Origin of the sequence: Pseudomonas sp. BN417 (assembly GCF_029871205.1) — a bacterium.
Taxonomy (GTDB): Bacteria; Pseudomonadota; Gammaproteobacteria; order Pseudomonadales; family Pseudomonadaceae; genus Metapseudomonas.
Genome location: NZ_SSOJ01000160.1, coordinates 56,483 through 71,783, shown reverse-complemented (window position 1 = coordinate 71,783; position 15,301 = coordinate 56,483). Strand labels below are relative to the sequence as shown.

11 protein-coding genes are annotated in these 15,301 nt (G+C 67.1%); 6 read left to right on the top strand and 5 right to left on the bottom strand.

Features of this window, described 5'->3' with window-relative positions:
- Window positions 1-403: 403 nt before the first annotated feature.
- A complete protein-coding gene (locus E8F11_RS26430; RefSeq protein WP_280291880.1) occupies window positions 404-901 on the top strand; it encodes a phage antirepressor in 498 nt (165 codons plus the stop codon).
- A 182-nt stretch (window positions 902-1,083) separates the two neighbouring features.
- Here the strand turns inward: E8F11_RS26430 and E8F11_RS26425 are convergent, their stop codons facing one another.
- The 5 genes from E8F11_RS26425 to E8F11_RS26405 form a co-directional block, all read right to left on the bottom strand.
- Window positions 1,084-2,649: a BCCT family transporter gene (locus tag E8F11_RS26425; RefSeq protein ID WP_280291879.1), complete on the bottom strand. Its 1,566-nt coding sequence runs from the start codon at window positions 2,647-2,649 to the stop codon at window positions 1,084-1,086.
- A gap of 282 nt (window positions 2,650-2,931) precedes the next feature.
- Window positions 2,932-4,221, bottom strand: coding sequence for an FAD-dependent monooxygenase (locus E8F11_RS26420; RefSeq protein ID WP_280291878.1), 1,290 nt, complete (start codon window positions 4,219-4,221; stop codon window positions 2,932-2,934).
- Entirely contained in the window at window positions 4,214-4,888 is a 675-nt protein-coding gene (locus E8F11_RS26415) for a S8 family serine peptidase (protein ID WP_280291877.1), read from the bottom strand. Before E8F11_RS26415 ends, E8F11_RS26420 begins: the two co-directional genes overlap by 8 nt.
- Complete coding sequence (locus E8F11_RS26410) at window positions 4,878-6,611, bottom strand: ABC transporter ATP-binding protein (RefSeq protein WP_280291876.1); 1,734 nt, start codon at window positions 6,609-6,611, stop codon at window positions 4,878-4,880. Before E8F11_RS26410 ends, E8F11_RS26415 begins: the two co-directional genes overlap by 11 nt.
- A 148-nt stretch (window positions 6,612-6,759) precedes the next feature.
- On the bottom strand, window positions 6,760-8,667 hold the full coding sequence (locus tag E8F11_RS26405; RefSeq protein ID WP_280291875.1) for a sigma-54-dependent Fis family transcriptional regulator: 1,908 nt from the start codon (window positions 8,665-8,667) through the stop codon (window positions 6,760-6,762).
- Window positions 8,668-8,853: 186 nt separating this feature from the next.
- On the opposite strand from E8F11_RS26405, the gene E8F11_RS26400 reads away from it, so the two are divergent.
- The 5 genes from E8F11_RS26400 to E8F11_RS26380 all read left to right on the top strand — a co-directional run bounded on the left by E8F11_RS26400 (window position 8,854) and on the right by E8F11_RS26380 (window position 15,091).
- A complete protein-coding gene (locus E8F11_RS26400) occupies window positions 8,854-9,252 on the top strand; it encodes a MerR family DNA-binding transcriptional regulator (protein WP_028630063.1) in 399 nt (132 codons plus the stop codon).
- Window positions 9,253-9,292: 40 nt separating this feature from the next.
- Window positions 9,293-10,456 (top strand): isovaleryl-CoA dehydrogenase, encoded by a 1,164-nt coding sequence (locus E8F11_RS26395; RefSeq protein WP_280291874.1) that lies wholly within the window; start codon window positions 9,293-9,295, stop codon window positions 10,454-10,456.
- A gap of 104 nt (window positions 10,457-10,560) precedes the next feature.
- Entirely contained in the window at window positions 10,561-12,168 is a 1,608-nt protein-coding gene (locus E8F11_RS26390) for a carboxyl transferase domain-containing protein (RefSeq protein ID WP_280291873.1), read from the top strand.
- A 182-nt stretch (window positions 12,169-12,350) separates the two neighbouring features.
- On the top strand, window positions 12,351-13,145 hold the full coding sequence (locus E8F11_RS26385; RefSeq protein ID WP_280291872.1) for a gamma-carboxygeranoyl-CoA hydratase: 795 nt from the start codon (window positions 12,351-12,353) through the stop codon (window positions 13,143-13,145).
- A 2-nt stretch (window positions 13,146-13,147) separates the two neighbouring features.
- A complete protein-coding gene (locus E8F11_RS26380; protein WP_280291871.1) occupies window positions 13,148-15,091 on the top strand; it encodes an acetyl/propionyl/methylcrotonyl-CoA carboxylase subunit alpha in 1,944 nt (647 codons plus the stop codon).
- Window positions 15,092-15,301: the final 210 nt, after the last annotated feature.

Below are 15,301 nucleotides of genomic sequence, written 5' to 3'. Positions count from 1 at the left end.
GCACTGCCAGCGAGCATGGGGGCGAGCAGCATGATGTGTCAGTTACCGGGTGGGCAGGCACGCCTGTTCTACTCATTCAATTTGGAAGGCCACGCCCCTCCCCTTGCCCTACCGCGCCCCCATCCCTATCCTGCCCCGGTCACGGTCAATCCCGTGGCCGGGTTTGACAGCCTGAAACTAACGGGCGCGATTGCGCCTCAGGGTGCATGCGAAAAACGGCGGACGTTTTTTGCAGGCATCGGCACGCATGCAGTTTTTACTGCTTCGCTTCATGGCAGATCGCGCGGGGAGATCCTCGTGATCTGCCGGTTCCCGTTAGCCGGTCTGTCAACCCCGCGCGGTCTGCCACCCTTCGATTGACAGCGAACGGTGGCAGCTCCTGAACCCATAACGGAGAACCACCATGCAAGACGCATATACCCCCATCGTTTTCCAACGCCATTCCCTCTATCTGCGCGCGGTGATGATCGACAACCGGCCCTGGTTCGTCGGCCATGATTTCGCCGCGCCCCGTGCCCATCTGCTGGCCAGGCGCATCGCGCCGCACCAGCGGCGGGCGGTGATGCTGCAGTACGACAGCGGCTGCCGCGAGGAGGTGGAGGTGATCAGCGATCTGGGCGCCTACAACGCGCTGTTCCGCTTCGGGCATCCGGAGAATCGCAGCATCGGCCGATGGCTCAGCGAGGAGCTGATGCCGACCCTGCACGACCATCATCGTGAAGCTGACGCTTCGCCGCGCAGGGCGTTCATGAGCTGGGCGCATCAGCGCGTTGGCGTGGCGCAGTGGCAGGGCGAGCTATGGATCGCCCGACGCGACCTGCCGATCTTCATGGCGGCCCATGATGACCCGACCTTGGGTGATGAGCCGAGCTGGAAGCGGGTGCCCTTCGGGGATTGGTAGGGGCAACGATTTCAATCGCCAAGCAGGCCGCAGGGCTGCCTTGGAGCCCGAGGGGGCAACTGCGTTGCCCTTGGCGAATGAATTCGCCCCCACAGAAAAAAGCAGCGTTTGCTTGCCGAGGTCGAGAAGGCTCATCTGTGCTCGACCTCGGCTCGCGCGGTACCTGATCCCGGGCTGGACCGCTAATCCAAAGCGGCACGCCCTGGATCGCGGAGAGCGGCAAGCGAGTCATCCGCCGCGCCGACCTGCCGCTCGTTCAGCAGCGCCTTCCACAGCGACACGCACAACCCCACCATCACCGCCAGGAACGGCGCGGCGAAGATGATGGCTGCGGTCTGCAGCGCAACCAGGCCGCCCATCACCAGCAGCACCGAGGCCGCCGCACTGGTCAACGTGCCCCACAGCACCACCAGCCAGCTCGGCGGCTCCAGGCTGCCGCGGGCACACAGCATGCCCATGACGATGGAACCCGCGTCGGCCCCCGAGATGAAGAACACGCCGACCAGCACAATGGCCGCAAACGAAGTCAGCGCCGCGGCGGGATACTGAGCCAGCAGCGTGAAGAGCGCCACTGCCGGTCCCTGGTCATTCACTGCCGCGGCAATGCCGCCAGCGCCTGCCAGCTCCGAGTACAGGGCCGCGCCGCCCATGATCGCGAACCACACCATCGTCACCCCACTGGGAATGAAAATGACGCCGACGACGAACTCGCGAATGGTGCGGCCGCGCGAGATTCGCGCGATGAAGGTGCCCACGAACGGCGCCCAGGAGATCCACCAGGCCCAGTAGAAGATGGTCCAGCCAGCGAGCCACTTGCCATCGCTGAAGGCCGCGGTGCGAAACGACATCGGTACCAGCTCGCGGAGGTACTCGCCAATCGATGCGACCAGTGTGTTCATGATGAACACGCTGGGGCCTACCGCCGCCAGGAACAGCAGCAACAGCACCGCGACCACCATGTTGACGTTGCTCAGGAACTGCACCCCCTTGCCCACGCCGGACACTGCGGAGAGGATGAAGAGCACCGTCATCACCGCGATGATCGTCAGCGCGATGCTATTCGATTCGCCGGTGTGCCAGAGGTAGTTCAGGCCGCTGTTGATCTGCTGGGCGCCCAGGCCGAGCGAGGTGGCGGTGCCGAAAAGAGTGGCCAGAACCGCCAGCACGTCGATCGACTTGCCCAGCGGTCCGCGCACACCCGCCTCGCCGATCAGGGGCGTAAAGGCGCTGGATATCAGGTTCGGCAGTCCCTTGCGGAACGAGAAGTAAGCCATCACCAGACCGACGATGGCGTAAATCGCCCAGGGGTGGAACGCCCAATGGAAGTAGGCGAAGCCCATTGCCACCTTGGCTGCTTCCCTGGAGTGCGGCTGCGCCAGGTCGTTGGGCAGCGTCGAAAAGTGTGTGATCGGCTCGGCCACCCCCCAGAACATGAGCCCGATTCCCATGCCGACGCTGAACATCATCGCGATCCACGACGACGTGCTGAACTCGGGTTGTTCGTCGTCCTGGCCCAGCCTGATTCGGCCGAAGCGGCTGAAAGCCAGGAACAGCGCGAAGCCCAGGAAGAACGCCGTGGAGATGACGAAGCTCCAGCCGAACCAGTCGATGATGGTGTTCAGCAGCGCCTGCGACGCCGTCGCCATGGCCGTGGGCGCGAGTGCCCCCCAAGTGACCAACGAGGCTGATATCGCAGCAGCCCCCCAGAAAACGACCTTGTCGACGGGTGATCCCGGTGTCTTATGCATAGGCCTCCTCAAGCTTTGAATGCCTTTCTTCTTGTAAGGTGTTGAACCTGCCGTGGCGGGCGATATTCATTGCCCCTCAATGGTCGCGCGACAGGTGAACTGCGACTTGCGCATGGACGATGCCCGCAGATCCAAATGCGACAGGGCTTCTGCCGCTTCGGTCTTTTTCGGCGCAGGACAGTGACAGCGAAAAAAGCCGTTTGGGGACTGGCAGGCCTTGGCGAAGCGCCGACGGTGGATCGATGAAGCGAGATCCACCCTACTGGCTGGGCCGCCTGGACTTCAGGGCCTGTACCCCTGCCCCAGCAGCCAGCCCTGTACCATTCGCCGCTGCGGCTCCGGCAAACTCGCCAGGGCCCGCCCCAGTTTGCCCAGTCGCAGGGCCTTGACGATCGGCGCCAACTCGACGCCTTGCAGGTGCCAGATGCCCAGCGGCTGGTCCGCCGTCACCACCACCTCGGCCTCCTCGATCAGGTCGCCCTGGATGACCGGCGCCCGCTCCACCCGCACCTGGCTGAAGTCCGCCGGGGCGTGCATGGGCTCGGTGTCTGGCCAAGCACATCGATCTCGCCAGAAGGGTTGCTCGGGCCAGCGCTGTTCCAGGGCATAGAAATCCCGCCCGGTGCGGGCGAAGCGCAGGAACAGGTGCTCCACCCGCCGCTGGTGGAAGCGGCGGGCCAGTTCGGCGCGCTCCGGGCGTTGCAGCATCGTGTTGATCACTGCCGGTGCCTGTAAGGCCGAGGACAGGGACTGGAAGATACCGTTGCCCGACAGCGGGTCCACGGCCATGGCCGCATCGCCGACTCGCAGCCAGTTCGGGCCGCTGGCCTCGTGGAAGAGGATGGCCGTGCTGCTGCGGGCGTGCAGGCTGGCGGGTTGCAACGCGGCTTCGCCGAAGAGTTCGCGCACCAGGGCGGATTGGCTGCGCCGGCGGGCGCAGTAGTCGGGTAGCTGGTCCCTGGGCGGCAGGTCGCGGGCATCCAGGGTGATCTGCCAGTAGCAGCGGCCATCTTCCAAGCGCGCCATCCAGGCCCAGCCGTCGGGCAGGCTTTCCACTGCCGAGCCGGGGCGGCCCGGTTCCTCCCGCCACTGATTGAGCAGGCTGAGGGTTTCCGGCCCGCGCAGGCGGCCGCCGGCCAGGGGTGCCTGTCGGCCACGGGCTTCGACGAGGAAGTCCGCACGCAGCGGCTCGCCCGATTCAATATTGATGAGATGGCCGTCATCGGCGCTTGCCACTTTCAGCACACGGGCTTCCAGCACCTCGATGCCGGCGGCATGCAGGTCTTCGCGGATGGCAGCATCGAATTGCGGGCGGTCCAGCAGGCATTCCTGGTTGATGGACTGGCCGTCGCCATTCCACTGCACCCGCCGTGGCGATGGCGCCGCGGCGCAGGCCAGTGCCCGGCTCAATCCGGCCTGGCGCAGGCCGTCGAGCACCCGCTGGGACACGCCCTCGACCGCCGCGAAGCGTCGCCATTCGCTGATGACCCGAACGGCATAACCCAAGCGGCGCAGGCCGAGGGCCACCACCGCGCCCGCGGGGCCGGCGCCGAGGATGGCGATCTCAGTCATGGCCACGGCGCTCCGGCCCGGCGAAGGCGGCGCTCTCGCGCAGCCAGAGAAGGACGTCCTCGCGGCTGGCGCCGGGATGACGTTGGAGGAAGCCCGCGATGACTCCACTCAGCGCGGCGCAGCCGACACTGGAACCGGACACGCCGTTGGCGCCGGCCACATGGGCGCCGAAGTCGGCCTGGGCGCTGTTCAACCAGGACCACTGGCCCGGTGCGCAGCGGGCGTCACCGGTGATGCGGATCACCCCTGGATAGCTGGCCGGGTACACCGGCTCGCCCTGGGCCGGGCTGGAGGCGCAGAGGAGAACACCGGAGGCCTGGGCGAGGACGCAGGCCTCGCGTAGCACCGGGCGGTCGTTGCGCAGGCCGAGGCTCATATTGACCAGGGCCACGTCCTGCTCGATCAGCCAGTGCAATGCGGCGGCTATCTGCAATGGGCTGGTCTGCCAGCGCTCGGCGAATACCTGGGCGACGCAGAGGCGCACAGGGCCTGCCTCACGGGTCAAGGTATCGAGCACCTCCCTGCCATGGCCAAGGGCGTCGGGCTGGGTATCGCCTTCCTGCAATTCGCCGGCGTCCAGCCAGAAGCGCCGGGACGCACTGACCAGGGCGGACTGCGCGGGCGAAAAACCGCTGTCGATGATGCCGATGGCGAGTTCAGTGGCCATGGTCCACCTGCTCGGATTCGAGGCTGTGCAACTGGCCATGCTCCAGGCGCAGGCCGATATCGGCCTGTGCCAGGGTGGAGGGCCGGTGGCTGATGAGGATACGGGTGCGCCCGGCGAAGAGCTGGTCGATGGCGGCGATCACCTCGCGCTCGGTGGCTTCGTCCACCGCCGAGGTGGCTTCGTCCAGCACCAGGATCAGCGGGTCCTGCAACAGTGCGCGGGCGATGGCGATGCGTTGCTTCTGGCCACCGGAAAGCTGCTGGCCGCGCTCCCCCAGCTGGCTGTCCAGGCCGTGTGGCAGGGATTCGATCAGGCCGTCCAGGCGCGCCAGGCGCGCGACCTCTTCCAGGGCCTCGCGGCTGGCTTCGGGAGCGCTGTAGGCCAGGTTGTCGGCCAGGGTACCGCGGAACAGGACGATGTCCTGGCTGACCACGGCGATGCGCCGGCGCAGGGCGAACAGGTCCAGCTCGCGCAGGTCGGCGCCGTCCAGCAGGACGCGCCCCTGGTCCGGGTCGTAGAAGCGTTGCAGCAGGTCGATCAGGGTGGACTTGCCAACGCCCGAGGCGCCGCTGATGGCGACCTTGAGGCCGGGGGGAATCACGGCATCCACGCCGCGCAACACGGCACCGGCCCGTTGTTCGTGGGCAAAGTGCACGCCTTCGAAGCGCAGCTCTCCCCTGCCCTCCGGCATCGGCCGTGGCGCCACCGGCTGGCGCACCGGTACCGGCTCCTGCTGCAGCTCCATGACCCGGCCAAGGCTGACGGTCATTCGCTGCATGGCGACATAGAGGCCCAGCAGGCTCTGCACCGGGCCCACGGCCATGCCCAGGTAGGTGGAGAAGGCGATCAGCGCGCCCAGTTGCCAGGTGCCCTGGATCACCCAGTAACCGCCGATAAGGAAGGCGCAGGCGCGGGACAAGGACGTCAGGGTGCCCGGCACCGCATGGGTGAAGAACTCGGTGACCTGCACCTTGAGCAGCTGGCTCATGTAGCCCTGCCCCAGCCCTTCCAGACGACGGGATTCGCGCTGCTGCTGGCCGGCGGCCTGGATGAATTTCATCGCCGGCAGGGTCTCCACGAGGAAGGACGACACATCGGCCGAACGCTCGCGCAGGCTGCGCACTTCGCGCTCCACTTTGCGCCGCATCCAGCGCAACCAGAGCACTTCGATGGGAATCAGCAGCGCCAGCAGCAGGGAGAGCTGCCAGGACAGCAGCAGCATGAGGGTCACCGCCCCGATCAGGCCAATGACGCTGGAGACGGCGGAGAACAGGGAATCCACGGCGAAACGCTGGATCTCCGCGACGTCGCCATCCAGCCGCGACAACAGGTCACCGATGCGCTTGCGCCCGTAGAAGGCCGGCGACAGCTGTTGGAGGTGGCGGTAGAGATCATCGCGCAGGGCAAAGAGGATGCGTCCGGACAGCCGCGTGTGCAGGTAGCGGTTGATGCCGGACAGGACGGTGCCGAGGATGCCGACGGCGATCATTGCCACCGCCACCTGCACCAGCCTGCCGAAGTCCTTGGCCAGCAGGCCGTCGTCGATCAGCGTCTTGGTCAGCCAGGGCTGGGCCAGCACCAGCAGGGAGGCGCCGAGGGACAGGCCGAGCAGTAGCAGGATGGCGCGCACGTGCGGGCGGACGAAGCCGTAGAGCCAGGCCAGGGCCCGGCGCAGGAGTTCGGGGTCGCTGGTTTCCACCAGTTTGAGGAAGAGGCGGGTCATCAGGTAATGGCCAGGGAATTCACGGTCTTTGTGGGGGCGAATTCATTCGCTATGGGCTGCAACGCAGCCCCCTTGGGCATTGCAGGGCAGACCTGCGGTCTGCTTAGCGAATGAATTCGCCCCCACAAGAAACAGCCAAGGCCGCGCTTCATCCCCGAAGTTGCTTCAGCTTGCGGTACAGGGTCGCGCGACTGATGCCGAGGGAGTCGGCGGCAGCGGAGATGTTGCCCTGGTGGCGATCCAGCGCGCCGCGGATCAGTTCCAGCTCGTTCTCGCGGATGCTGCCGGGCTGGCGGCAGCTGGCGGTCAGCTCGTCCAGAAGGCTGTCGGTGAGGTGGTCCAGCCCCAGCACCTTTTCACCCTCTTCGCGCATGGCCAGGGCCGAGCGCAGGACCATCTCCAGCTGGCGGATATTGCCCGGCCAGTCGTAGCCGGACAGCAACTCGGCAAGGTCCTTGTCGAGGCTGATGTGGCCCGCGCCGAAGCGCTCCAGCACGCTGCCGATCATGCCGGCCAGGTCTTCGCGCTCGCGCAGGGCCGGCAAGCGCAGGCTGACGCCATTGACGCGGTAGTAGAGGTCTTCGCGGAACAGCTTGTCCTGCACCAGGCGCTTCAAGTCGCGGTGGGTGGCGCAGATCACCGCCACGTTGATTTCCTGTTCTTCGCCTGCGCCCAGGGGCGCCACCTTGCGCTCCTGCAACACGCGCAGCAGGCGCGCCTGGAGGCTCAGGGGCATGTCGCCGATCTCGTCGAGGAACAGGGTGCCGCCATGGGCCTGCATCAGCCGGCCGACCATGCCGCCCCGACGGGAACCAGTGAAGGCGCCTTCGCGGTAGCCGAAGAGTTCCGATTCGATCAACCCTTCCGGGATGGCGGCGCAGTTCACCGCCACGAAAGGCTTGTCGGCGCGCGGACTGGACTGGTGCAAGGCGCGGGCCACCACTTCCTTGCCGGTGCCGGTCTCGCCCAGGAGCAGCACCGGCAGGTCGTTGGCCAGGCCCTGACGGGCCATGCGCAGGGCGCGGGCGAAGCGGCTGTCGCGGCCGGCCAGCTCTTCCAGCAACTCGGGCTTGGCGGCGCCGGGAGCCTTGGCGGCAGGCGCTGTGCCACCGAGACTGGTGTGACGCGGCACCTGCAAGGCGCGGAAATAGAACTCGCCCTTGGCGGTCTGCACGCTGCTCACCCCGCCCTGCAGCAGGCGGGCGATGAACTGCGGCGAGCGCTCACCGAGAAGATCGCTGCTGCGCCGCCCCACCAGGGTCTCGCGGCGCAATTGCAGCAAGCCGCAGGCCTGTTCGTTGGCGGCCAGCACCTCGCCGTCCAGGCTCAGGGCCAGGAGGCCGTGCCAGGCACTGCCGAGGTATTGCGGCCGGCTGTGGAAGGCCAGCACCAGGTGTTCCGGGTAGCAGAGGCCGAACATGCGGCTTTCGATATTGCCGGCGGCCAGCATCAGCGTGGCGAGGTTGTCCTGGGGCTGCGCCATGACGCCTTCGCGGGTCAGGTCGATCACGCCGATCACCCGGCCCTGGGGGTCGCGCAGGGGTACCGAGGTGCAGGAGAAGGGGCTCAGGCGGTCCAGGTAGTGCTCGCCGCAGTTGATCAGGGTCGGGCGCCCTTCCACCACCGCGGTGCCGATGGCGTTGGTGCCGCGCAGGGATTCGCTCCAGCAGCTGCCGGGCTTGAGGTCGCGCAGGCCGAAGCTCTTGAGGAATTCGGTCTGGCCTTCGATGGCCAGCACGTTGGCCTGGGCGTCGCCGAGGATGATCAGCCCGCCCTTGCCTTGCTGGCTGACCAGGTATTCCAGTTCGGGGGTGGCGGCGTCGATCAGCAGGCGGTTGCTGGCCAGCAGCAATTGCAGGTCGAGGTCCTGCTGCAGGCCGACCTGCTCGCCTTCCAGGCAGTTGAGGCCGTGACCCAGGCTGCGCCGCCAGGAGGCATCGATCTCTTCGCGCAGCACGCCCTGGGGCAGCTCGCCATCGCTGACCAGCTTCAGGCGCGCCTGCCGCGATTCGTGCAAGGGATCGGTAGCGTTTTTTATTCGAATGTCTTGCGCCATCTCTCGCTCCAGCGTGCGCCCCGGCAGCGGCCGGCGGTGAAGTCGCACGCCTTGAATGTCTACACCCCCGGCCCGCGTCCGTAAAGAGCGGGCAGTCAGTCGAGATCCCGGGTGTCGCGTAGTTGACAGTCAGGTTGGCACAGGTTTACGTTAACGTAAAGGTAAACATAGCCACGAGCCCCGACCATGCCCACCACCTACAGCATTTCCGACCTGGCCCGCGAACTGGACGTCACCACCCGCGCCATCCGCTTCTATGAGGAGCAAGGCATGCTCAGCCCCGAGCGCCGTGGCCAGGAACGCATCTACAGCCCAAAGGACCTGGTGGCGCTGAAGCTGATCCTGCGCGGCAAGCGCATCGGCTTCTCCCTGGCCGAGTGCAAGGAGCTGATCGACCTCTACGACCCCAGCAGCGGCAACCGCAAGCAGCTGCAGACCTTCATGGACAAGATCGCCGCGCGCCGCGCGCAGCTGGAACAGCAGCTGCTGGACATCCAGCAGATGCAACTGGAACTGGATACGGCCGAAGAACGCTGCCTGGCGGCGATGGCCGAAACCGAACGCAAACAGGGCGTCAACGCCTGACTCCCCCTACTCCCCGACAATGACAAGCACAGGTGGAACCATGACTTACTCGAGCCTGAACTTCGCCCTCGGCGAAACCATCGACATGCTGCGCGAGCAGGTACAAGCCTTCGTCGCCGCCGAGCTGGCGCCGCGCGCCGCCGAAATCGACCAGGAAAACGCCTTCCCCATGGACATGTGGAAGAAGTTCGGTGACATGGGCCTGCTCGGCGTGACTGTCAGCGAGGAGTACGGCGGCGCCGGCCTGGGCTATCTCGCCCACGTCGTCGCGATGGAAGAGATCAGCCGTGGCTCCGCCTCGGTCGCCCTCTCCTACGGCGCCCACTCCAACCTCTGCGTCAACCAGATCAATCGCAACGGCACCCACGAGCAGAAGCTGAAGTACCTGCCCAAGCTGATCAGCGGCGAGCACGTCGGCGCCCTGGCCATGAGCGAGCCGAACGCCGGCTCCGACGTGGTCTCCATGAAGCTGCGCGCCGAGCGCAAGGGCGACCACTTCGTCCTCAACGGCAGCAAGACCTGGATCACCAACGGCCCGGACGCCAACACCTACGTGATCTACGCCAAGACCGACCTGGACAAGGGCCCCCACGGCATCACCGCCTTCATCGTCGAGCGCGACTGGAAAGGCTTCAGCCGCAGCAACAAGTTCGACAAGCTGGGCATGCGCGGCTCCAACACCTGCGAGCTGTTCTTCGATGACGTGGAAGTGCCTGAAGAGAACGTCCTGGGCGTGGTCAACGGCGGCGTCAAGGTACTGATGAGCGGCCTGGACTACGAGCGTGTGGTGCTGTCCGGCGGCCCGGTGGGCATCATGCAGGCCTGCATGGACGTGGTGGTTCCCTACATCCACGACCGCAAGCAGTTCGGCCAGAGCATCGGCGAGTTCCAGTTCATCCAGGGCAAGGTCGCCGACATGTACAGCCAGCTCGCCGCCAGCCGCGCCTACCTCTACGCCGTGGCCCAGGCCTGCGACCGTGGCGAGACCACCCGCAAGGACGCCGCGGGGGTGATCCTCTACACCGCCGAGCGCGCCACCCAGATGGCCCTGGAAGCCATCCAGGTTCTGGGCGGCAATGGCTACATCAACGAGTTCCCCACCGGCCGCCTGCTGCGCGACGCCAAGCTCTACGAGATCGGCGCCGGCACCAGCGAGATCCGCCGCATGCTGATCGGCCGCGAGCTGTTTAACGAGACCCGCTGACCGCCAACACCTCCCCTGTAGGAGCCAGCTTGCTGGCGAAGCGCCTTTCGCGAGCAAGCTCGCTCCTACAAGAGGTAGTGCCAACACTCGACGGAGCGCGCCAGATGGCCATCCTGCACACCCAGATCAACCCCCGTTCCCCCGAGTTCGCCCGCAACAGCGCGGCCATGCTCGAACAGGTCGGCGCCCTGCACACGCTGCTCGGCCGCATCCATGAAGGCGGCGGCGCCAAGGCCCAGGAGCGCCATACCTCGCGCGGCAAGCTGCTGCCCCGCGAGCGCATCAACCGCCTGCTGGACCCGGGCTCGGCCTTCCTCGAAGTCGGCCAGTTGGCCGCCCATGAGGTCTATGGCGAGGACGTGCCCGCCGCCGGCGTGGTAGCCGGCATCGGCCGCGTAGAGGGCGTGGAATGCATGATCGTGGCCAACGACGCCACGGTGAAAGGCGGCTCCTACTACCCGCTGACGGTGAAGAAGCACCTGCGCGCCCAGGCCATCGCCCGCGAGAACCGCCTGCCCTGCATCTACCTGGTGGACTCCGGCGGCGCCAACCTGCCGCGCCAGGACGAGGTATTCCCGGACCGCGAGCACTTCGGGCGGATCTTCTTCAACCAGGCCAACATGAGCGCCATGGGCATCCCGCAGATCGCCGTGGTGATGGGTTCCTGCACCGCCGGCGGCGCCTATGTGCCGGCCATGTCCGACGAGACCATCATGGTGCGCAACCAGGCCACCATCTTCCTCGCCGGCCCGCCGCTGGTGAAGGCCGCCACCGGTGAAGTGGTGAGCGCCGAGGACCTGGGTGGTGCCGATGTGCACTGCAAGACCTCGGGCGTGGCCGACCATTACGCCGAGAACGACGAACACGCGCTGGCCCTGGCCCGCCGCTGCATCGCCAACCTCAACTGGCGCAAGCAGGGCGAGCTGAACCGCCGCGAACCGCTGCTGCCGCGCCATCCGGCCGAGGAGCTGTACGGGGTGATCCCGGCCGACGCCAAGCAGCCGTTCGACGTGCGTGAAGTCATCGGCCGCCTGGTGGACGACTCCGAGTTCGATGAATTCAAGGCCCTGTTCGGCACCACCCTGGTCTGCGGCTTCGCCCACCTCCACGGCTACCCCATCGCCATCCTGGCCAACAACGGCATTCTCTTCGCCGAAGCCGCGCAGAAAGGCGCGCACTTCATCGAACTGGCCTGCCAGCGCGGCATTCCGCTGTTGTTCCTGCAGAACATCACCGGCTTCATGGTCGGCCAGAAGTACGAGGCCGGCGGCATCGCCAAGCACGGCGCCAAGCTGGTGACGGCGGTGGCCTGCGCCAAGGTGCCGAAGTTCACCGTGATCATCGGCGGCAGCTTCGGCGCCGGTAACTACGGCATGTGCGGCCGCGCCTACGACCCGCGCTTCCTGTGGATGTGGCCCAACGCGCGGATCGGCGTGATGGGCGCCGAGCAGGCCGCCGGCGTGCTGGCCCAGGTCAAGCGCGAGCAGAGCGAACGCGCCGGCCACCACCTGAGCGCGGAAGACGAAGCACGGATCAAGCAGCCGATCCTCGAGCAGTACGAGCGCCAGGGGCACCCCTATTACTCCAGCGCGCGGCTCTGGGACGACGGCGTGATCGATCCGGCGCAGACCCGCGACGTGCTGGGCCTGGCCCTGTCCGCCAGCCTGAATGCCCCGATCGAGCGGACCACTTTTGGTGTGTTCCGGATGTAATAAACAGCTCCCCTCTCCCTTCGGACAAATCGGCAGGACAGCCGATTTGGGCAGCTCGAAGAGCTGGCCGAAGGCCGAGCCACATGGATGTGGCGAGTCCAGAGGGGCCGGGGGAGAGGGTAGCCAGCCCTCTCCGCTACCCAGGCATCCCGGTGCGCACGGCGCACCCTACAGGATCGACCATGACCGACTTCAACACCCTGCAACTGGACATCGCCGCCAACGGTGTCGCCACCCTCTGGCTCAACCGTCCGGAGAAGAACAACGCCTTCAACGCCGGGATGATCCGCGAGCTGATCCTCGCCCTGGACGCGGTCAAGGCCGCCGCCAATGTGCGCTTCCTGGTCCTGCGCGGCCGTGGCCGGCACTTCTCCGCCGGCGCGGACCTGGCCTGGATGCAGGAATCCGCCCAGCTCGACTACGCCGCCAACCTGGATGACGCCCGCGAGCTGGCCGAGGTGATGTACAACCTCTACCACCTCAAGGTGCCCACCCTGGCCGTGGTGCAAGGCGCGGCCTTCGGTGGCGCCCTGGGCCTGATCAGTTGCTGCGACATGGCTATCGGCGCTGTCGACGCGCAGTTCTCCCTCTCCGAGGTGCGCATCGGCCTGGCCCCGGCGGTGATCAGCCCCTTCGTGGTCCAGGCCATCGGCGAGCGCGCCGCGCGCCGCTATGCCCTGACCGCCGAACGCTTCAGCGGCGAACGCGCCCGCGAACTGGGCCTGCTCGCCGAGTGCTACCCGGCAGAGGAACTGGACGAAGCCGTCAGCGGCTGGACCGCCAACCTGCTGCAAAACAGCCCGCAAGCCATGAGCGCCACCAAGGACCTGCTGCGCGAAGTGGCCAGCGGCGCCCTCTCCCCCTCGCTGCGCCGCTACACCGAAAGCGCCATCGCCCGCATCCGTGTAAGCCCCGAAGGCCAGGAGGGCCTGCGCGCCTTCCTGGAAAAACGCAAACCGTCCTGGCAGGAGCAATAACAATGATCACCACCCTGCTGATCGCCAACCGCGGCGAAATCGCCTGCCGCGTCATGCGCACCGCCAAGGCCCTCGGCATTCGTACCGTGGCCGTGCACAGCGCCATCGACCGCAACGCCCGCCATGTGCGCGAGGCCGACATGGCCGTGGACCTGGGCGGCGCCAAACCGGCGGAGAGCTACCTGCTGGTGGACAAGCTGATCGCCGCCGCCAAGGCCAGCGGCGCCCAGGCCATCCACCCCGGCTACGGCTTCCTTTCGGAGAACGCCGGATTCGCCCGCGCCATCGCCGATGCCGGGCTGATCTTCCTCGGCCCGCCGGCCAGCGCCATCGACGCCATGGGTAGCAAGTCCGCCGCCAAGGCGCTGATGGAGGCCGCCGGCGTGCCCCTGGTGCCCGGCTACCACGGCGAGGCCCAGGACCTGGAAACCTTCCGCGACGCCGCCGAGCGCATCGGCTACCCGGTGCTGCTCAAGGCCGCCGCCGGCGGTGGCGGCAAGGGCATGAAGGTAGTCGAACAGGAAAGCGAACTGGCCGAAGCCCTGGCTTCCGCCCAGCGGGAAGCCCAGTCGGCCTTCGGCGACTCGCGCATGCTGGTGGAGAAATACGTCCTCAAGCCGCGCCACGTGGAAATCCAGGTGTTCGCCGACAGCCACGGCAACTGCCTCTACCTCAACGAACGCGACTGCTCCATCCAGCGCCGCCACCAGAAGGTGGTGGAAGAAGCGCCGGCCCCCGGACTCTCCCCCGAAATCCGCAGGGCCATGGGCGAATCCGCCGTGCGTGCCGCCCAGGCCATTGGTTATGTGGGCGCCGGCACCGTGGAATTCCTGCTGGACGAGCGCGGCGACTTCTTCTTCATGGAGATGAACACCCGCCTGCAGGTGGAACACCCGGTTACCGAAGCCATCACCGGCCTCGACCTGGTGGCCTGGCAGATCCGCGTCGCCCGTGGCGAGGCCCTGCCCATCACCCAGGAGCAGGTGCCGCTGATCGGCCACGCCATCGAAGTGCGCCTCTACGCCGAAGACCCGGACCAGGACTTCCTGCCCGCCAGCGGCCGCCTCGCGCTCTACCGCGAAGCCACCGCCGGCCCGGGCCGCCGGGTGGACAGCGGCGTGGCCGAGGGTGATGAGGTATCGCCCTTCTACGACCCCATGCTGGCCAAACTGATCGCCTGGGGCGAGACCCGCGAGGAAGCCCGCCAGCGCCTGCTGGCCATGGTGGACGAAACCGCCGTGGGGGGCTTCCGGACCAACCTGGCCTTCCTCCGTCGCGTGCTGGCCCACCCGGCCTTCGCCGCCGCCGAGCTGGACACCGGCTTTATCGCCCGCCACCAGGAGCAGCTGCTGCCCGCCACGGCCGCCCTGCCCCAGGCGTTCTGGCAGATGGCGGGCGAAGCCTTCCGCCAGAGCGAGGCCGAACGCGTGCGCGGCGACGACCCGCACTCGCCCTGGAACCGCAATAGCGGCTGGCGCGCCGGCCTGCCCAGCGAGACCGACCTGCACCTGACCTGCGGCGGCGAGCGCCATGTGATCCGTCTGCGCGGCACGGCCGCCAGCCCGATCCTGCTCAAGGGCGAGCGCATCACCCTGGAACAGGACGGCCTGCGCCGCCAGCACCTGGCGATCCGCCGTGGCGAAACCCTGTATCTCGAATGGGATGGCGAGCTGCGCAACGTCGAGCGCGTCGACCCGATCGAGGAAGTGGAAGCCAGCCACGCCCATCACGGCGGGCTGACGGCGCCCATGAACGGCAGTATCGTGCGCGTGCTGGTGGAAGCCGGGCAGCAGGTGGAAGCCGGCACCGCCCTGGTGGTGCTCGAAGCCATGAAGATGGAACACAGCATCCGCGCGCCCCACGCAGGCGTGGTCAAGGCGCTGTATTGCGGCGAAGGCGAGCTGGTCAACGAAGGCACCGCCCTCGTCGAGCTGGAAGAGGCCTGAAGTGCTGGCACCATCGTAGGATGGGTGGAGCGGAGCGATACCCATCAACCCCGCGATGGGTATCGCGGGGATCACGGAACGCCGCCCGCCCCATCCTACGGTCTGAACGGCCACGGTCCCGTAGGGTGGACATCGCCTTTCATGTCCACCATCGGTGTTCAGATCGAGCACCATGGTGGATGTAAAAAGCGACATCCACCCTACCCATTG